This is a genomic window from Rhizobium sp. CIAT894 (genome assembly GCF_000172795.2).
GTDB lineage: Bacteria > Pseudomonadota > Alphaproteobacteria > Rhizobiales > Rhizobiaceae > Rhizobium.
In genome coordinates, this window is sequence record NZ_CP020947.1 from 663,191 (window position 1) to 680,838 (window position 17,648).

Annotated in this window: 17 protein-coding genes; 12 read left to right on the forward strand and 5 right to left on the reverse strand. The window is 62.5% G+C overall.

All coding sequences use genetic code 11. From position 1 onward, the window contains the following. The first annotated feature begins 87 nt into the window (after nt 1-87). Nucleotides 88-792 (forward strand): helix-turn-helix transcriptional regulator, encoded by a 705-nt coding sequence (locus RHEC894_RS03260; RefSeq protein ID WP_085736137.1) that lies wholly within the window; start codon nt 88-90, stop codon nt 790-792. Nucleotides 793-821: 29 nt separating this feature from the next. Then, nucleotides 822-1,259 carry a response regulator gene (locus tag RHEC894_RS03265; RefSeq protein WP_085736139.1) on the forward strand — a complete coding sequence of 146 codons (438 nt, stop codon included), beginning with the start codon at nt 822-824 and terminating at the stop codon, nt 1,257-1,259. Nucleotides 1,260-1,341: 82 nt separating this feature from the next. Here RHEC894_RS03265 and RHEC894_RS03270 read toward each other — a convergent pair whose 3' ends face one another. From RHEC894_RS03270 to ybaL, 4 genes are all read right to left on the reverse strand, one after another. Then, nucleotides 1,342-2,058 (reverse strand): ATP-binding protein, encoded by a 717-nt coding sequence (locus RHEC894_RS03270; RefSeq protein ID WP_085736141.1) that lies wholly within the window; start codon nt 2,056-2,058, stop codon nt 1,342-1,344. A 169-nt stretch (nt 2,059-2,227) separates the two neighbouring features. After that, nucleotides 2,228-4,777: a protein translocase subunit SecD gene (secD, locus tag RHEC894_RS03275; protein WP_085736143.1), complete on the reverse strand. Its 2,550-nt coding sequence runs from the start codon at nt 4,775-4,777 to the stop codon at nt 2,228-2,230. Nucleotides 4,778-4,861: 84 nt separating this feature from the next. Beyond that, the gene (locus tag RHEC894_RS03280; RefSeq protein WP_085736144.1) at nt 4,862-5,239 is read right to left on the reverse strand and encodes a hypothetical protein; all 378 of its coding nucleotides are present in this window, start codon (nt 5,237-5,239) and stop codon (nt 4,862-4,864) included. 54 nt (nt 5,240-5,293) lie between these two features. Continuing rightward, the gene (ybaL, locus tag RHEC894_RS03285; protein ID WP_085736146.1) at nt 5,294-7,111 is read right to left on the reverse strand and encodes a YbaL family putative K(+) efflux transporter; all 1,818 of its coding nucleotides are present in this window, start codon (nt 7,109-7,111) and stop codon (nt 5,294-5,296) included. Between the two features lie 79 nt (nt 7,112-7,190). On the opposite strand from ybaL, the gene RHEC894_RS03290 reads away from it, so the two are divergent. Continuing rightward, nucleotides 7,191-7,442: a helix-turn-helix domain-containing protein gene (locus RHEC894_RS03290; protein WP_010065914.1), complete on the forward strand. Its 252-nt coding sequence runs from the start codon at nt 7,191-7,193 to the stop codon at nt 7,440-7,442. Nucleotides 7,443-7,454: 12 nt separating this feature from the next. Here RHEC894_RS03290 and RHEC894_RS03295 read toward each other — a convergent pair whose 3' ends face one another. After that, complete coding sequence (locus tag RHEC894_RS03295) at nt 7,455-8,876, reverse strand: glycosyltransferase family 39 protein (protein ID WP_085736148.1); 1,422 nt, start codon at nt 8,874-8,876, stop codon at nt 7,455-7,457. Between the two features lie 722 nt (nt 8,877-9,598). Between RHEC894_RS03295 and RHEC894_RS03300 the strand changes: the two genes are divergently transcribed. The 9 genes from RHEC894_RS03300 (at nt 9,599) to cheD (ending at nt 17,637) form a co-directional block, all read left to right on the forward strand. Next, complete coding sequence (locus RHEC894_RS03300) at nt 9,599-11,233, forward strand: globin-coupled sensor protein (RefSeq protein ID WP_085736150.1); 1,635 nt, start codon at nt 9,599-9,601, stop codon at nt 11,231-11,233. A gap of 63 nt (nt 11,234-11,296) precedes the next feature. After that, nucleotides 11,297-11,593, forward strand: a complete 297-nt coding sequence (locus RHEC894_RS03305; protein ID WP_003588585.1) for an STAS domain-containing protein — start codon at nt 11,297-11,299, stop codon at nt 11,591-11,593. Next, on the forward strand, nt 11,590-11,955 hold the full coding sequence (gene cheY1, locus RHEC894_RS03310) for a chemotaxis response regulator CheY1 (protein ID WP_003570362.1): 366 nt from the start codon (nt 11,590-11,592) through the stop codon (nt 11,953-11,955). Before RHEC894_RS03305 ends, cheY1 begins: the two co-directional genes overlap by 4 nt. A 17-nt stretch (nt 11,956-11,972) precedes the next feature. Beyond that, nucleotides 11,973-14,276 carry a chemotaxis protein CheA gene (locus RHEC894_RS03315; protein WP_085736151.1) on the forward strand — a complete coding sequence of 768 codons (2,304 nt, stop codon included), beginning with the start codon at nt 11,973-11,975 and terminating at the stop codon, nt 14,274-14,276. Nucleotides 14,277-14,280: 4 nt separating this feature from the next. Next, a complete protein-coding gene (locus tag RHEC894_RS03320; protein WP_085736153.1) occupies nt 14,281-14,748 on the forward strand; it encodes a chemotaxis protein CheW in 468 nt (155 codons plus the stop codon). After that, nucleotides 14,745-15,653, forward strand: a complete 909-nt coding sequence (cheR, locus tag RHEC894_RS03325; protein ID WP_085736155.1) for a protein-glutamate O-methyltransferase CheR — start codon at nt 14,745-14,747, stop codon at nt 15,651-15,653. Before RHEC894_RS03320 ends, cheR begins: the two co-directional genes overlap by 4 nt. Then, nucleotides 15,650-16,696, forward strand: a complete 1,047-nt coding sequence (gene cheB / locus RHEC894_RS03330; RefSeq protein ID WP_010068597.1) for a protein-glutamate O-methylesterase CheB — start codon at nt 15,650-15,652, stop codon at nt 16,694-16,696. The genes cheR and cheB overlap by 4 nt, the downstream gene beginning before the upstream one ends. Continuing rightward, on the forward strand, nt 16,697-17,086 hold the full coding sequence (locus tag RHEC894_RS03335; RefSeq protein ID WP_003556488.1) for a response regulator: 390 nt from the start codon (nt 16,697-16,699) through the stop codon (nt 17,084-17,086). Then, complete coding sequence (cheD, locus tag RHEC894_RS03340) at nt 17,083-17,637, forward strand: chemoreceptor glutamine deamidase CheD (RefSeq protein ID WP_085736156.1); 555 nt, start codon at nt 17,083-17,085, stop codon at nt 17,635-17,637. The genes RHEC894_RS03335 and cheD overlap by 4 nt, the downstream gene beginning before the upstream one ends. Nucleotides 17,638-17,648: the final 11 nt, after the last annotated feature.

Sequence of the window (17,648 nt, forward strand, 5' to 3'; positions counted from 1 at the left end):
TCGCAATTTTTGTAGCTCTTCGCGTTTAAGACGTATATCCCAAGATTTCGGGATTGGAGGCATTGGCGGAGGAGAGGACGAGTGGGAATGAATAATGCCCCGGCAATTCCCTTTCATGCCGGACCGGAGCTCAGCCGGGCGATCAACCGCACCGATTTTTTCCGGCTGCTGAAGTCGGCGGCGCAGCACTACAACTTCGATAATTTCGTGCTGGCCCGCATTTCCGAGGCTTCGGCCCCTTTCGGTGAACGCGATATCGTCATCACCAATGTCGCCGAACGGCGTGTCGGCCTTTTCATTGCGACGTTGAAGGAAACGCTCGGCACTGTCCGGGCAAAATCGGCCCAGTTTCTGGCAACACCGGTTCATGGCAGGGGCGCACGGCCGGAAGATTATCGGTCCGATCTCGTTTTCAACGAGTTCCTGAGCGGCGTCTTTCTGTTCATCCCGTTGTTCACCCCGGAAGGGCGGCGCTATTGCCTGGTGCTCAGCGGCGAGCGTCAGGAGCCGGATCAGGGCGAAATCGCCGACATGCTTCTCGACGCCATGCGCATTTTCGACAAGCTTTACGAGGAAATCCTGACGCCGGAAATGTCCGGACGGCTGACCCAGCGCGAGCAGGAAATCGTCAAATGGACGAGCGAAGGCAAGACGTCGGCTGAGATCGCGATCATTCTCGGCCTTTCCGAGCATACGGTCAATTCGCACATCACCGCGGCGGCGCGCAAACTTGACGCCGTCAACCGCGTTCATATGGTGGCGATCGCCCTGAGAAACGGGTTGGTTACGTGAAGCTGGTTTCGGGATTGGGGAATTAAGCGATGATCACCGAAACGGGCCGAAGGAACGCCGTCAAGGTTCTTTTTGTCGACGACGAATTCATCGAATTCCGTGCGCTCAAGAAGAAGATCGCCGATCTCTCCGAGCCGGCCGTCGAGGTTGAATATTCGCCGTCGATCGGTGACGCGCTGGAAAAGATCCGCCTGGCGCGTTTCGATCTCATCCTGCTCGACAACCGCCTTCTGCCGAACGCCGATTTCCGCGATACGGTGCCGGAATTGCGCGGCATCGGTTACACCGGCCCGATCGGCGTCGTCTCGACCGATATATCGGGCGGCTATTTCCAGGAATTCCCCGATTACGGCGTCGATTTCCGCATCGGCAAGGATGAAATCGATGCCCAGACGCTGCAGCACATCATCCGCGAATATGTGAACTATGACGTCCCGGATTTCTGGAAGGACGATTATAGCATCTAAACCTCCGGCAAAACTGCAGCGGTTTTGCTGGAATTGCCCGTCAGAAAAGGGGAGGGCCTTTCCCGAGGGAAAGGCTTGAGCCTCAGGCAATCGGAAGGCGGATGATGAAGCGGCTGCCGCTTGCATCCGAATCTTCCAGGCCGATATCGCCGCCAAGCGCGGTCAGAAATTCCCGCGCGGTCGTCAATCCGAGGCCGGCGCCCTGGACCGTTCCCGCCTTAGGCAATTTCCAGAACGGCTCGAATATCCGCTCGCGATAGGCGGGATCGATGCCCGTCCCATTGTCGGAAATACGGATGAACCAATCCGTTCCCTTTCGCTCCGCCGCAATCGCCACATGCAGCGGCGATTCGCTGCGAAAGGCGAAGGCGTTGGCCAGCACATGCCTCAGCGCCAGGCCGAGCAGGGCAGGGTCGGTGCGGATGGAGGGCAGGCCCTCGCTTTCAAGCGTCGCATCGCCGATCTCGGTTTCGTCGGTCAGTTCGCCCCAGACATTTTCGGCCAGAGCTTGCAGATCCACCTCTTCGGGCGTCACCTGAGGGGCTCCGCCGGCAAGGCTCATCAATGCCTTGGTGAGGCGTTGCGCGGTCTGCGCTTTCTCCATGATCATCCTGAGGCTCTGAAGCTGCTCGCCGTCCAGCGTTTCCCCGAGGTCGTCGAGCAGCAGTTCGGCATACATGGCGATATGGCGCAGCGGCGATTGCAGGTCGTGCGAGGCGGTCGCGAGAAATCGCTTGATGCGCTCCTCGCTGTCGCCGGCAATATTGGGTTCCGATTGTCTCGTCGGGTCGGATGACATCTTACGGTTTCCGATCTCTGTGGCAGCGCCGCGTTTCTTTTCAGACGCGCAAGGGACGCTGCAATCCTTTGAAAGGCTGCATGATTTTATCCTTGCAGTCACCGACAATAGAAAGAGGGCGCCGGCTCTGCAACCGGCGCCCTCTTCAAGCATGCGTCAACGGCAAATTTTAGCTTGCCGACTTGCGGGAGCGCCCCTGTTCCGGCGGTATGATTTCAACGGCCGTATCGTCTCCCGGTGCCGCCTTGGCGTGGCGGCGGCGCCAGTCGCCGAGGAAGAGCAGGATCGGGGCTGCGATGAAGATCGAGGAGGCGCCGGCGACGAGAATGCCGAAGACCATCGGGATGGCGAAGCTCGAGACGGCGCTGCCGCCCCAGATTGCCATCGGCACCAGGGCGAGGAAGGCCGTCGCATTGGTGTAGAGGCTTCGTGCCAGGGTCTCGTTGATCGACTTGTCGATGATCTCGCGCAGCGGCATCGACTTATAAAGCCGCATGTTTTCGCGCATACGGTCGTAGACCACGACCTTGTCGTTCACCGAGTAGCCGACCAGCGTCAGGACGGCGGCGATGGCGGTCAGGTTGAAATCGAGGCCGGTGATCGCGAAGAAGCCGATTGCCTTGGTGACGTCGAGCACCAGCGTGACGATGGCGCCGACGGCAAACGGCCATTCGAACCGCACCCAGATATAGATCAGCATCGCGAGGCTGGCGATCAGGACCGATTTGATGCCGGCAGAGGCAAGTTCGCCGCTAACCTTCGGACCGATGACGTCGGTGCCTTCGACGGTGGCGTTCGGGTCGATCTTGGCGACTTCGGCCTTCAGCTTGGTCACAGCAGCCGTCTGCGCCTCTTCGCCGCCTTCCTGCCGCTGGGCGCGCACAAGAATGCTGCTGTTGTCGCCGAAGGTCTGCAGCGTGATTTCGCCGAGGCCGAGACTGTCGAGACCCTCGCGGAACTTTGCAAGATCGGCCGCCCCTTGAGTCTTGACCGACATCTGGATGCCGCCGCGGAAGTCGACGCCATAGTTGAGGCCGGGATGGATGAACAGCGCGATGGAGGCGATCGACAGCAGCGCCGAAACGGTGACGCCGAAGAAGCGCGCCTTCATGAACTGGATGTGCTTGTCGTAAGGGCTGAAGGGGATCAACGGCCGGATGTTCAGTACCTTGAACTTGCGGCGGCGGGTGATCTCGATCATCGCGACGCGAACGAAGGCGACCGAGGTGAACATCGAGATGATCAAGCCGAGCGCCATGGTCACGGCGAAGCCGCGAACCGGCCCGGAACCGAAGTAGAACAGGATGGCGGCGGCGATCAGGGCCGTCATGTTGCCGTCGATAATGGTCGAATAGGCACGGTTGAAGCCGGTATCGATGGCGGCGAAGGCACTCTTGCCCTTGCGGGTTTCTTCACGAATACGCTCGTTGATGAGGACGTTGGCATCGACCGCAAGGCCGATGCCGAGAACGACACCGGCAATGCCCGGCAGGGTCAGCGTCGCACCCACCAGCGTCAGCGCCGAGAAGGTCAGGATCGTGTGGATCAGCAGCGCCACATTCGCCAGGATGCCCCAGGTGCCGTAGAGAACGAAGATGAAGAGTGCGACGAGCGCAAAGCCGACGAGGCCGGAATAAATACCCATCTTGATGGCATCGGCGCCGAGGTCGGCGCCGACGGTGCGTTCCTCGATGACCGTCAGCTTGGCGGGCAGGGCGCCGGCGCGCAGCATGGCGGCAAGCGTCGTTGCGCTGTCGGCCGAGAAGTTGCCGGAGATCTGGCCGGAACCGCCGGTGATCGGCTCGCGGATATTGGGTGCGCTCAGCACCTTGTCGTCGAGGACGATGGCGAAGGGATTGCCGACATTCTGGCGGGTGATATCGGCAAAGCGGGTGGCGCCGGCGCTGTCGAAGCGGAAGCTGACGACCGGCTCATGCGTGTTCGGATCGAAGCTGACGCGGGCGTCCGAAAGGCGGTCGCCGGAGATTTCGACGCGGTCGAGAACGGCATAGGACCGGCCTTCTTCGTCCTGCATCATGGTGATACCAGGGCCGGGCTGATTGTTCGGCGCCACCATGTGGAAGGACATCTTCGCCGTGGAGCCCAGAAGCTGGCGCAGGCGCGACGGGTCCTGGGTACCCGGAAGCTGGACGAGCACGCGGTTGGCGCCGATGCGCTGGATGGTCGGTTCGGAGACGCCGACCTGGTCGACGCGCTGGCGAATGACTTCAAGGCTCTGCTGGACGGCGTTGTCGACATTGGCGGAGACGCCGGCCGGCGAGAAGCCGATGGTGATGGTGGCGCCGTTGGCGGTGACAGCCAGATCCGCCTGACCGGCGCTGAGGCCGGTGCTGATCGGATTGGCGAGCGTCTTGAGGTCGATGACGGCGGCATCGCTCTGGGTGGCATCGGCGAGCGTCACGACGATCTGGTTCTGGTTGCGCACAACGGCCTTCGGCTGGATGCCCTTTTCGCGCAGCACGCGGCGTGCGTCCTGCAGCAGCGATTGCAGCCGCTCCTTGGTCAGATCCGCTTCGTCGACTTCCAGAACGAGATGCGAGCCGCCGCGAAGGTCGAGGCCGAGCGACACCTGTTCATGCGGCAGCCATGCCGGGATGCGCTGGAGGGTGGATTGCGGCAGGACGTTCGGCAGGGCGATCAATAGGCCGAGAAAGATGATCACCGTATAGGTGAACACCAGCCATGGTGAGGTACGCATGTTGTATTCCTTAGATAATCGGGGGCCGGCGTTCGGGCGCTGGCGGCATGTCGTCAGATGTCGGAAGCGCGCTCGGCGCAGACGTCAGGCAGCCGGCGGTGCGCGCGGCTGATGGGTCTTGGAGACCGCGGCATGAAGCAGAACTTCGGATGCCGGAAAGGCGGCTGATGTGTTCCAGCCGGCGAAATCGAGAGCCGGGGCGGCCGCAAGGGCGGGCGATCCGCTGTCATGGGCTGCCTGCTTTGGCGCAAGCTTGCGCTCGGTGGCGAGCAACCCGCGCACGGCGTCACGCGCAGTCAGCTGCGGCGGCTGCGGATCCCGGCCGGAAGAGGACAGCGTGTTGATGGCGGCAGTCGGTGAGATGACCAGATTGCCGCCGAAAAGCAGGCCGAGATAGGCAAGGATGGCGACAACAAGCGAAGCGGCGACACGGCTGGTCAGACGGTGCTGCTCCAGCTCCATCTTCTCCGTCCCGGCGATGTCACTCCCGTATCGGCTCAAAAGCGCGCCAATCTCTCATTCTCTTTGCTGCGGAGGGTCATCCGCCGGGATAATTGTATCAGGCCCATGCCCGTCTTCATAGGGCACACTCTCATGATGCACTTGGGCGAGCCGGTCAACCATGCCAAGCGCGATTTCACGCTCGCCCATGATGACGGCGTCGGCGCCATATTGCTTCAGTTCATCGACCTCGGCGTCGGAATGGGCGCGGGCGACAATGAGGATCGACGGATTGACGCTGCGCGCCTGCTCGGCGATGCGGCAGGCCTCGAAGGCGTTCGGAATGGCGATGGCAATGCTGCGGGCGCCGGCAAGATTGGCGAGGTCGAGCGTTTCCCGCATCACCGCATTGCCCATCAGGGTTTCGACGCCCTGCGCCTTCAGCTCACCGATGCGCTTGTCGGAATCCTCGATGACGAGAAAAGGTGTGGCTGACGATTTGAGATTCTGTCCGACGATGCTGCCGACCCGCCCGTAGCCGACGAGAATGGCGTGGCCGCTGAGCGCCGTCGGGTGCACCTCGTCGTCTTCGGGCGGCGTCTCCTCCTGCGCTGCTATCGCGTCTGCGGCGGCAGGGTCCGCCATGACATCTTCACGTTTTGCGCCTTCGAAAAACGGCCGCATGCGGTCGCAGAGGAAGAACAGCAGCGGATTGAGGATGATCGAGATGATGGCGCCGGCAAGGATCAGATCGCGGCCTTCCCCCGGCAGCAGCCCGAGTTCGACGCCGAGGGCGGCGAGGATGAAGGAGAATTCGCCGATCTGGCCGAGGCTGGCCGAAATCGTCAGCGCCGTACCGAGCGGCTTCTTGAAGGCGAGCACGATCAGCAGCGCGGCGACGGACTTGCCGATGACGATGATGAAGATGGTGGCGAGGATCGGCAGCGGCTTGTCGATCAGGATGTTCGGATCGAACAGCATGCCGACCGAGACGAAGAAGAGCACGGCGAAGGCATCGCGCAGCGGCAGGCTTTCCTGGGCGGCGCGATGGCTGAGCTCGCTTTCGGCCAGCACCATGCCGGCAAAGAAGGCGCCGAGCGCCAGCGACACGCCGAAGAGTTTTGCCGCCCCGAAAGCGACGCCGAGCGCGATCGCCAGCACGCCGAGCCGGAACAGTTCGCGCGACCCGGTATGGGCGATGCGGTGCATCGTCCAGGGAATGAGCTTGCGGCCGAAGACCAGCATCAGCGCCACGAACAGCGCCACCTTCACCAGCGTCATGGCGATCATGCCGCCGATGCCGAGATCGAGCCCGAACAGGCGGTTCAGCCCGACCGAAAGCGGCTCGACGGGAGCGTGACCCTCGCCGCCGATGCTGGCCGCGGCCGGGATCAGCACCAGCGCCAGCACCATGGCGAGATCTTCGACGATCAGCCAGCCGACGGCGATCCTGCCGCGCTCCGTCTCGACCAGGCGTCGCTCCTGCAGGGCTTTCAACAGCACGACGGTTGAAGCGACGGAAAGCGCCAGGCCGAAGACCAGGCTGCCGCCGGTCGGCCAGCCCATGAAGGTGCCGAGCCCCCAGCCGAGCAGCGTCGCAAAGGCGATCTGCGCGATCGCACCCGGCACCGCGATGCCGCGCACCGACAGCAGGTCTTTCAGCGAGAAATGCAGCCCGACGCCGAACATCAGCAGGATGACGCCGATTTCGGCAAGCTCCGGCGCCAGGCTCTGATCCGCCACATAACCCGGCGTATGCGGCCCGACCAGCACGCCGGCGATCAGATAGCCCACCAGCGGCGGCATGCGCAGCCGATGGGCAAAGGCGCCGAAGATGAAAGCCAGCACGAGGCCGCCGACGATTGTCGAAATCAAGGGCGTATCGTGTGGCATCGCCGTCTCCCGATCTGGAAATCCCGTTCGTAATGTGACATATATGATCTATATCGACCAATATGGGTAAATTGAAATCATGGGTCAAGGCGCAAGGGAAACAATTCTCACCCCGGCTCTCTGCCGCGCGGCGCGCGGATTGCTCGACTGGACCCAGACCGATCTTGCCGAAAGGGCAGCCGTCTCGCGCAGCACCATCCGCGATTATGAGGGTCGCCACCACGACATCCACCGCGCCACCGAGGCGCAGTTGCGCCTCGCCTTCGAGGAAGGCGGCGTCAAATTCGTGGAGATCGAAGGAGCGGGCACCGGCCTCTGTATGATTCCTTAGATTGGAATCCGCTCAGGGTGCCAGGCAGCCGGCGGAGACCTTGTAGAGGGAGAGCGCCTTGCCCTTGTAATAGCCTTCGGTCGGCTGCCAGTTCTTCAGCACCTCGGGCGTCTCGGTGGCGCAGCTGAAGGACCCGAGCGTCAGGTAAAGCACCTTGCCGGTGACGTCGGCCGGCAGGGCGAATTCCTGCTCGTAATAGCTCTCGGGAAGGCCCGCCGGCGCGCGCGCATAGATCCTGTAGGATGTGCCGCGCAGCGTATAGAAAAGATCGGCGACCATGTCGCGATCATTGGTAACGATGATGTCGGTGCCGGCCTGGCCGGCAACGGCTGCGGCCTGGCGGCTGACCTCGGCGCGGCCGAGATAGCGCTTCATCACCTCGTCCCCGTTCGGCAGAAGCAATTGTTGCGGAAAGATTGTCGCCAGCGGAAACAGCAGGCTGGCGATGCCGTTGATGGCGAGCGACAGCCTGAGTCCTTTCGGCCAGAACCGATGGAGCAGCCAGACGGCAAGGATCGTCCCGGCGACATAGGCGGTCACGGCCCAGTTGGCATAGGCCTTGGCGACCGTTGCCTGCAGGGTGATCAGCAGCACCACCGGCATCGACAGCCAGATCAGCATTTTTTCCCGGTCGTCGCTCCTGCCCTTGATCATGCGATAGACCGCCCAGAGCATCGCGAAGAAGACGATCGGCCCGACGACGCCGAATTGGGCGGAGAAGAATTCAAGCCCGCGACGGAGATTGATGCCGAGTTCGCTCCAATGGGCGATGTCCTGTGTATGGCGCACCGTCGTATTGTCGTGCTGCAGGTTCCACCAGAGATTCGGCAAGGCGACGACCGCGGCGACCGCGACCGCGATGATGAAATCCCGAATGGCAATGCGCGCCGAGGGAATGAGGAGGAGGGCAAGCGCGCCGCCCGGAACGACGAACAGGACGGCATACTTCGTCAGGAAGGCGAGGCCGACGCCAAGGCCCATGACCAGCGCCAGCCCGACCGAGCGCCGCTGCGTCAGGCCGAAATAGGCAAGCAGGGCGACCGCGATGAAGAACAGCAGGATCACGTCGGTCGAGAAGAACACCGAAGACAGCGCGACGCCCGGCAGCGTAATGTAGGTGGCGCCCGTCCAGCCTTCGATCTCCGGCCCGACGAAGCGCTTTGCAACCTTCATCAGCACCAGTGCCGCCGCCATGTGGATCAGCGGTCCGGCGAGCCTGATCCAGTAGATGGCGTCGGAGCCGGAAAGCTCCGTCATCGCCCGGATCACCCAGGCGATCATCGGCGGCTTGGAATAATAGCCGAGATCGAGATTCTGCGACCAGAACCAGTACTGCGCCTCGTCGACGAAAAGGTCGGTCGCATCGAAATGCAGTGTAACGACGCGCCAGAGCGTGAAGCCGAGAACGATGAGGAGACCTGATCTGGGGGACATGAACCGACTGTTCCGCTGACATGAAAGGCGCGAGTGCGATTACACCAAAGGCGCCGGACTGCCAACGGGAAAGCTCTCAAGCCTGTCGCGCCAAACTGTGCCGCGGTTTTGCGGCAACGACATGCGTAAAGATAAGAGCTGAAGCGAAAGGCGAATCTGAAGGATCGCGACGCGCTTTAGAATACCCGAAGCCCGCGAATATCACGGTTTGCTGTGAGAAAATCGAGGCAGGCGACGGCGGCAAGCAGCGTCATTGCAATCAAGCAGGAACCCAATCCGAGAACAATCATTGCTCAGTCCTTGTCGACGTCATGTCTTGGTTATCGACCGGCCTATAACACAGAGCTTGCGTGTGCCTTGTAGCAGCCGTGCAACTCCGCAGCAGTATTTATTGCCAACGGCCTTGAATTGCTTCAAAAGCCGGCATTGCGAAAAGGCTTATTAACCTTCAAGCAAGGAATTAACCATAAACATTGGTTTACACGTCGGAATGGGAAGATGCACTCGTTCCCACCAGGCATGACGCCGTCCCGCCGTACCGGGTTGATCCGGTATCCTTCTCTTCAGACAGCTCCGAGACATAGCTGATCAGGGGGCTCGACCCGCCGGTTGTCACCGGTGGCAAGAACCGTCTTCACGCTTGGCGTTTATCGGATGCTGCGAAAGTTTTTAGCCGGGCATCTGCCTGGAAAGCGGGTTGGGGACAGGTGTTGAGGCAGGACATGCCATCAGATCAGGCTCGTGGAGCGCAGGCAGGCAGCTTGCGCGACCGTCTGCGCTTTGCCGGTCTCGATGCCGAGCAGTGCGAACTGGTGCGCCGCAACCGGCCGGCCCTCGAAGCCCATCTGAAAGCGGGTCTCAGGGATCTCTTCCACAGGTTCCAGTCGTTCCCCGACGCATCGCGTAATTTCGAGAGCGAGCGTCAGGTCGAGCGCCTGCATGATCTGCAATCCTCGCATTGGGACGTGCTGACCGATGCGCGGTTCGACAGCCTCTATGCCGAGCGCGTCAAGGTTCTCTCCGATACCGAAAGCAAGATCGGCCTCGACCCGCGCTGGCACGTGGCCGGCCATGGTGTGATGCTGGAGCATGTCGTTTCCGGTCTCGCCGAGGAAATTGCCGGCCGTCCGCTGCTGCCGTCCGCCAAGCGCCGCGCCCGCGAAATCTCCGATCTGATGACGGCGATCATCCGCATCGTCATGGTCGATGTGGAAATCGCCGTCTCGCTCCGCTTCAACGCGCAGCGCGCCGGAGAGCAGCGTGCGCTCGCCAGTCAGCGCGCCGACAACGAGGCCGAGATCGCCAGGATCTTCGGCGATGTCATCGAAGGCCTGTCCGCCCGCGACCTGACGCGGCGCGCCCCCGTCGAGGGCGACGGCGCCTATGCCGGGATCGCCGCCGCGCTGAACGGCGCGCTGGATGGTCTCCAGGCCGAATTCGCAGCAATTTCAGAGCGCACGCTCAAGGCCGAAGCGGCGACCGGTTCGCTGGCCGGCCTGTCGCGGCAGTTCGCCGGCACGGCGTCCGGCCATGCCGACCGGCTGCAGCTTTCCGCCGCCGCCCTTGCCGGCATCGCCGATAGTGTGCGCGACGGCGCCGCCGAAAGCCGCGCTGCCGAACAGGCGGCCGCCTCGACGCGCGCCGCCGTCGAAGAAAGCGGCGAGGTCGTCGGCCGCGCCATCAGCGCCATGGCCGATATCGAGCAGTCGGCCGAAAAGATCGGCCAGATCATCGGCGCGATCGACGAGATCGCCTTCCAGACCAATCTCCTGGCGCTCAACGCCGGCATCGAGGCCGCCCGCGCCGGTGATTCCGGCCGCGGTTTTGCCGTCGTCGCTCAGGAAGTCCGCGCGCTGGCCCAGCGCTCGGCCGAAGCCGCCCGCGAGATCAAGACGCTGGTGACGGTGACCAAGGCGCAGGTTGATGCCGGCGTGCAGATGGTCGGCCGCACGCAGGATTCGATCGGCAGCATCGTGCGCCAGGTCACCGACATCAACGCTGCCATATCAGGCATCGCCACCCGAACCGGCGAACATGCCGAAAGCCTCGACAGCGTCACATCAGACGTCAAGAGCCTGGGCGGCGAGGTGGCCGGCAGCGCCGGCCTTGCCGAGCGCTCCGCCGAAGGCGCCGATCACCTGCACACCGTCATTGTCGAGCTCGGCCAGACGATTCGCGAATTTCGCATCGCCCGGGAAAATGCCCATGCCGGGCGCCTGGGCCCGGCGCGCGTGACGCCGCGGCGCGCCGTCGAGCCCGCCGCCCGTCCGGCATCGGCCGAGAACGAATATGAAAATGATGATTTTAGCCTTCCGCAGCCCCTCGCAAGCGTCGGAGGTGGGCGGAATGTTTACTAACCTATCGGATGATTACCCCAGCTCGTCTTCTCGAGCCGGGGACAAGGGGACAAGGAAAAGCTGATGGTAGCAAAGAAGAGTGGCAAGACGCTGGATCTGACAGCGGTGCTCGACCTCAACGAGGCTTCCGCCTTGCGCGATAAACTCCTCTCCCTCAGGGGCAGCGGTCTGTCGATCGACGCTTCCGGCGTCGAACGGATCGGTGCTCTTTGTGCCCAGGTTCTGATGTCCGCCGAGAAGACCTGGGAGCAGGACAAGCAGCCATTCACCTTTTCCAAGGTGTCCGACGCATTTCAGAAAACCATGCAGCTGGTGGGCGTCAATATTGATCACCTGCTTGCCAAGGAGATTCGGCAATGAAGAAAAAAGTTCTTACCGTGGATGATTCCCGCACCATCCGAAACATGCTTCTCGTGACGCTGAACAATGCCGGCTTCGAGACGATTCAGGCGGAAGACGGCGTCGAGGGCCTCGAAGTTCTCGAAGAGTCCAATCCCGACGTCATCGTCACCGACATCAACATGCCGCGCCTCGACGGTTTCGGTTTCATCGAAGGTGTCCGCCGCAACGAGAAATATCGGGCGATCCCGATCCTGGTCCTGACCACCGAAAGCGACGCGGAAAAGAAGAACCGCGCCCGCCAGGCTGGCGCCACGGGCTGGATCGTCAAGCCTTTCGACCCGGCCAAGCTGATCGATGCCATTGAGCGTGTAACCGCTTAAACCCAGGATTTTCTCCTATGGATATGAACGAAATCAAAGAGATCTTTTTCCAGGAGTGCGAGGAACAGCTCGCCGAGCTGGAATCCGGTCTTCTGAAAATGAATGATGGCGATCGCGATCCGGAAACCGTCAATGCGGTGTTCCGTGCCGTGCATTCGATCAAGGGTGGCGCCGGCGCCTTCGGCCTTGATGATCTGGTTGCCTTCGCCCATGTTTTCGAGACCACTCTCGATTGCGTTCGATCCAACAAGCTCGAGCCGAACCAGGACGTCCTGAAGGTGATGCTGAAGTCGGCCGACGTGCTCGCCGACCTGACCAATGCTGCGCGCGACGGCGGCAGCGTCGATGAAAGCCGCAGCCGCGGCCTCGTCAAGGAGCTCGAGGCACTGGCCAACGGCGAATTGCCGTCTCCCTCGGCAGTGGCCGACGCACCGGCGCCGAAGGCCGCCGCAAAGCCCGCGGCCAAGGCCGTTGCGGCCGCTCCGGCACCGGCCGTCAAGCCGACCGACGACAGCGGCTTCCAGCCGATCCCCTTTTCCTTCGACGATTTTGGCGGCGAGGGCGATGCGGGCGCTGAAATGCCGGCCTATGAAATCACCTTCAAGCCGCGCTACGAACTTTATTCCAAGGGCAATGACGCCACGCTGCTGCTGCGCGACCTCTCGCGCCTCGGCGAAATGACCATCTATTGCAATACGGATGCTCTGCCCGGTCTCGACGAACTCGATCCGGAAGGTGCCTATTTCTTCTGGAACATCACGCTCAAGACGGACAAGGGCGAGGACGCCATTCGCACCGTCTTCGAATTCGCCGAGTGGGATTGCGAACTGACGGTGAAGCCGGTCGAGGACGCAAGGGGCGGCGACGCGACCAGCAACGAGGAACTGCCGATGGTGCCGGTTCCCTTCGATCTGTCGATCCTGGACGAATCGGGCGCAGCCGAAGAGGTTTCCGGCACTGTCGCCGCCGAGACCGCAGCCGCCGTTGCCGCCGCCGAGACAGCCTCCAACGTCACGCAAATGGCTGCCGCCGCCGCCCGCGTCGAGAAGAAGGAATCGGCCGCCGCCGCAGCGGCTGCTGCAAGCGCCGCCGCCCAGAACAATGCCGCCGGCGCCGGCCAGACGATCCGCGTCGATCTCGACCGTGTCGACCGCCTCATCAACCTCGTCGGCGAACTGGTCATCAACCAGGCGATGCTGTCGCAGAGCGTCATCGAGAACGACACGACCGGCACCTCCTCGATCAACATGGGCCTCGAAGAGCTGCAGCAGCTCACCCGCGAGATCCAGGACTCGGTCATGGCGATCCGCGCCCAGCCGGTGAAGCCGGTCTTCCAGCGCATGTCGCGTATCGTCCGCGAAATCGCCGACATGACCGGCAAATCGATCCGTCTCATCACCGAAGGTGAAAACACCGAAGTCGACAAGACGGTCATCGACAAGCTGGCCGAGCCGCTGACCCACATGATCCGCAACGCCGTCGACCACGGCATCGAAACGCCCGAAAAGCGCGCCGCAGCCGGAAAGAACACCGAAGGCACGGTCCGCCTGACCGCCAAGCACCGTTCGGGACGCATCCTGATCGAGCTTGCCGACGACGGCGCCGGCATCAACCGCGAAAAGGTCCGCCAGAAGGCGATCGACAATGACCTCATCCCGGCCGATTCCAACCTGTCGGACGAGGAAATCGACAACCTGATCTTCCTGCCGGGCTTCTCGACCGCCGACAAGATCTCCGACATTTCAGGCCGCGGCGTCGGCATGGACGTCGTCAAGCGTTCGATCCAGGCGCTCGGCGGCCGCATCAACATCACCTCCAAGCCCGGCCACGGCTCCGTCTTCACCATGAGCCTGCCGCTGACGCTTGCCGTCCTCGACGGCATGGTGGTCACCGTCGCCGGCCAGACGCTGGTCGTGCCGCTGACGGCGATCGTCGAAACCCTGCAGCCGGAGGCGGCCTCGATCCATTCCTTCGGTGCGAACCACCGGCTGATCTCGATCCGCAACTCCTTCTGCCCGTTGGTCGATGTCGGCCGTATCCTGAACTTCCGCGCGACCCAGGCCAACCCGGTCGAAGGCGTGGCGCTCCTGGTGGAATCCGAAGGCGGCGGCCAGCGCGCCCTGATGGTCGATGCCATCCAGGGTCAGCGCCAGGTGGTCATCAAGAGCCTGGAAGCGAACTACACCCATGTGCCGGGTATTGCCGCCGCCACCATTCTCGGTGACGGGCGCGTCGCTCTCATCCTCGATGTCGACGCGGTTGTCGGCGCCTCGCGCGGCCAGTCGCTCAAAGCGGAAATGTCGTTAGCAGCGGTAGGATAAGGGCATGTCGTACGCCGTAAAAAATCTGAACGAGGGGGATCGCGAGCTGATCGCGTTCCGCATCGGGCATCAGGAATTTTGCGTGAACATCATGTCGGTTCGTGAGATCCGGGGCTGGACCCCGGCGACTGCGATGCCGCATTCGCCGGCCTATATGCTCGGTGTCATCAACCTGCGCGGCGCCGTGCTGCCGATCATCGATCTTTCCGCCCGGCTCGGCATGAAGCCGGCCGATCCGACGGCCCGCCATGTGATTATCGTCGCCCAGGTCCGGCGCAAGGTCGTCGGTCTCCTGGTCGATGCCGTATCCGATATCCTGACGGTCACCGACGAGACAATCCAGCCGACGCCCGAAATCTCCTCCGAACTCGAGCGTCAATTTGCCCGCGGCATCCTTGCCATCGACAAACGCATGATCTGCCTGATCGAACTGGAATCCCTCTTTCCCGAGACCGAAAGCGAAGCCGCATGAGTGCAATGGGCGCAAAAGATCAGAGGCAGGGAGCCGACGAGGTCCTGGCGAGCGGAGAATATCCGCTGACGCGCCGCGATCTCACGGAGATCGCCGCGATGATCTATTCGGATGCCGGCATCTTCCTCAACGAGACGAAGGCCTCGCTCGTCTATTCGCGCCTGTCGAAACATATCCGCAATCTCGGCCTCTCCGGCTTCCGCGAATATTGCGACCTCGTCGCTTCGCCGGCCGGTGCTGCGCCGCGCCGCGAAATGCTGTCGCATCTGACGACCAATTTTACCCGCTTTTTCCGCGAGAACCATCATTTCGAGCATCTGCGCGACCAAGTCCTGCCGGAGCTGCTGCAGCGGGCGCGATCGGGCGGCCGGGTGCGCATCTGGTCGGCGGCTTCCTCCGACGGGCAGGAGCCCTATTCGATCGCGCTCACTGTGCTGTCGCTGATGCCGAATGTCGCCGATTACGACTTCAAGATCCTGGCAACCGACATCGACCCGAAGATCCTGGCGATCGCCCGGGCCGGCGCCTATGACGAGAATGCGCTCGAAACCGTTTCGCCGGCCATGCGCAAGCAGTGGTTCAGCGAAGTCGAGGTGCAGGGCCGCAGGAAGTTCCAGGTCGACGACCGCGTCAAGCGGCTGATCACCTACAACGAGCTGAACCTGATGGCGCAATGGCCGTTCAAGGGCAAGTTCGACGTCATCTTCTGCCGCAACGTCGTCATCTATTTCGACGAACCGACGCAGATGAAGATCTGGCAGCGTTTCGCCGGCCTGCTGCCGGAGGGTGGCCATCTCTATATCGGTCACTCCGAGCGCGTGTCGGGCGAGGCGAAACACGTCTTCGACAATATCGGCATTACGACCTATCGCTATACGACCAAAGGTCTCGGGAGGAAGGCATGAGCGCTCCGGCAAGAGTTCTCGTTGTTGACGACTCGCCGACCATGCGGGGGCTGATCACGGCCGTCCTGAGCTCCGACCCGGAGGTCAACGTCATCGGCCAGGCCGGCGACGCGCTGGAAGCGCGCGAGGCGATCAAGCGGCTGAACCCCGACGTCGTGACGCTCGACATCGAGATGCCGAATATGAACGGCCTCGATTTCCTCGAAAAGATCATGACGCTGCGTCCGATGCCGGTCATCATGGTCTCCACCATGACCCATCGCGGCGCCGAGGCGACGCTTGCGGCGCTGGAGATCGGTGCTTTCGACTGCGTCGGGAAGCCAGGCCCAGGCGAACCCAGACCCTTCGGCGACCTCGCCGAGAAGGTCAAGGCGGCCGCGCGCACGCAGTGCCAGTTCTCCCAGCCGGTGACGGCCGCCGTGGCACCGCCGCCCTCCGTCGCCGATTTCCGCGTCGGCCGCAAGATCGTCGCGATCGGCTCGTCGACGGGCGGCGTCGAGGCGCTGATCGCCGTGCTGCAGAAGTTTCCGGCCAATTGCCCGCCGACGGTCATCACCCAGCATATGCCGCCGACCTTCACCAAGAGCTTCGCCGAACGGCTGAACCGGCTCTGTGCGCCGGTGGTGCAGGAAGCGACCGATGGTGCCCGCCTCGAAATCGGCAAGATCTATCTGGCGCCCGGCGGCGAGCGTCATCTCCAGGTCAGCGGCGCCTCGGCGCCCTGCTGCCGTCTCGTCGACCGCGCACCGGTCAACGGCCACCGGCCTTCGGTCGACGTGCTGTTCGATTCGGTGGCGGAGTTGGCGGGCCGTAACGCCGTCGGCGTGATTTTGACCGGAATGGGCCGTGATGGCGCCGCCGGATTGTTGAAAATGCGCCACGCCGGCGCCAGAACACTCGGCCAGAACGAAAAAACCTGTGTCGTTTACGGAATGCCAAGGGTTGCCCACGAACTTGGCGCCGTTGAGCAGCAGTTGCCCCTGTCTGCCATCGGGGAAGAAATATTGAAAATGACAGCCGCCCGAAAGGAAGGGACCGAATAAATGTCGATCGCGGAGAAAATCAAAGTTCTGATCGTCGATGATCAGGTAACGAGCCGGTTGCTGCTCAGCGATGCGCTGACCCAGCTCGGTTTCAAGCAGATCACGTCCGCAGGCGACGGCGAGCAGGGCATGAAGATCATGGCCGAACAGCCGCACCACCTGGTGATCTCGGACTTCAACATGCCGAAGATGGATGGCATCGGTTTCCTTCAGGCCGTGCGCACCAACCCGAACACCAAGAAGGCGGCCTTCATCATCCTGACTGCCCAGGGCGACCGCGCGCTGGTGCAGAAGGCAGCCCAGCTCGGCGCCAACAACGTGCTCGCCAAGCCGTTCACGATCGAAAAGATGAAAGCGGCTATCGAAGCCGTGTTTGGAGCCTTGAAATGATCAATGAGGGGGCAGCCCGCCGCGTGCACATCATTCAGGGCGAGTACAAGGTTCTGAGCGATCCGAATGCGGTCCTCTCGACCATTCTCGGCTCCTGCGTGGCTGCGTGCCTCCGGGACCCCGTCGCTGGCATTGGCGGCATGAACCACTTTCTGCTGCCCGGTTCGGCGACGTCGCCGACCTCTGGCGGCGATGCCACGCGTTACGGCGTGCACCTGATGGAACTGCTGATCAACGGTCTTCTGAAGCAGGGCGCCCGGCGCGACCGGCTGGAGGCAAAGATCTTCGGCGGTGCGAAGACGATCTCGACATTCTCCAATGTCGGTGAGCAGAACGCGGCCTTCGCCATGCAGTTCCTGAGGGATGAAGGCATTCCGGTGGTCGGTTCCTCCACCGGCGGAGAGCATGGACGTAAGCTTGAATATTGGCCGGTCTCCGGTCGTGCCCGGCAATACCCCCTGACCGGTGCCGAAACGCAGAGAACCGTCGCTCTCGAGCAACGCCCCGCCGCTCCGTCGAAGCCCGTCGAAACCAGTATCGAATTCTTTTGATGGTGAGGATT

What these genes read in the sequence shown, in the direction of transcription:
- RHEC894_RS03260 (WP_085736137.1), top strand. Translation starts at nt 88, where the DNA reads ATGAATAATGCCCCGGCAATTCCCTTTCATGCCGGACCGGAGCTCAGC.
- RHEC894_RS03265 (WP_085736139.1), top strand. Translation starts at nt 822, where the DNA reads ATGATCACCGAAACGGGCCGAAGGAACGCCGTCAAGGTTCTTTTTGTC.
- RHEC894_RS03270 (WP_085736141.1), bottom strand. Translation starts at nt 2,058, where the DNA reads ATGTCATCCGACCCGACGAGACAATCGGAACCCAATATTGCCGGCGAC.
- secD (WP_085736143.1), bottom strand. Translation starts at nt 4,777, where the DNA reads ATGCGTACCTCACCATGGCTGGTGTTCACCTATACGGTGATCATCTTT.
- RHEC894_RS03280 (WP_085736144.1), bottom strand. Translation starts at nt 5,239, where the DNA reads ATGGAGCTGGAGCAGCACCGTCTGACCAGCCGTGTCGCCGCTTCGCTT.
- ybaL (WP_085736146.1), bottom strand. Translation starts at nt 7,111, where the DNA reads ATGCCACACGATACGCCCTTGATTTCGACAATCGTCGGCGGCCTCGTG.
- RHEC894_RS03290 (WP_010065914.1), top strand. Translation starts at nt 7,191, where the DNA reads ATGGGTCAAGGCGCAAGGGAAACAATTCTCACCCCGGCTCTCTGCCGC.
- RHEC894_RS03295 (WP_085736148.1), bottom strand. Translation starts at nt 8,876, where the DNA reads ATGTCCCCCAGATCAGGTCTCCTCATCGTTCTCGGCTTCACGCTCTGG.
- RHEC894_RS03300 (WP_085736150.1), top strand. Translation starts at nt 9,599, where the DNA reads ATGCCATCAGATCAGGCTCGTGGAGCGCAGGCAGGCAGCTTGCGCGAC.
- RHEC894_RS03305 (WP_003588585.1), top strand. Translation starts at nt 11,297, where the DNA reads ATGGTAGCAAAGAAGAGTGGCAAGACGCTGGATCTGACAGCGGTGCTC.
- cheY1 (WP_003570362.1), top strand. Translation starts at nt 11,590, where the DNA reads ATGAAGAAAAAAGTTCTTACCGTGGATGATTCCCGCACCATCCGAAAC.
- RHEC894_RS03315 (WP_085736151.1), top strand. Translation starts at nt 11,973, where the DNA reads ATGGATATGAACGAAATCAAAGAGATCTTTTTCCAGGAGTGCGAGGAA.
- RHEC894_RS03320 (WP_085736153.1), top strand. Translation starts at nt 14,281, where the DNA reads ATGTCGTACGCCGTAAAAAATCTGAACGAGGGGGATCGCGAGCTGATC.
- cheR (WP_085736155.1), top strand. Translation starts at nt 14,745, where the DNA reads ATGAGTGCAATGGGCGCAAAAGATCAGAGGCAGGGAGCCGACGAGGTC.
- cheB (WP_010068597.1), top strand. Translation starts at nt 15,650, where the DNA reads ATGAGCGCTCCGGCAAGAGTTCTCGTTGTTGACGACTCGCCGACCATG.
- RHEC894_RS03335 (WP_003556488.1), top strand. Translation starts at nt 16,697, where the DNA reads ATGTCGATCGCGGAGAAAATCAAAGTTCTGATCGTCGATGATCAGGTA.
- cheD (WP_085736156.1), top strand. Translation starts at nt 17,083, where the DNA reads ATGATCAATGAGGGGGCAGCCCGCCGCGTGCACATCATTCAGGGCGAG.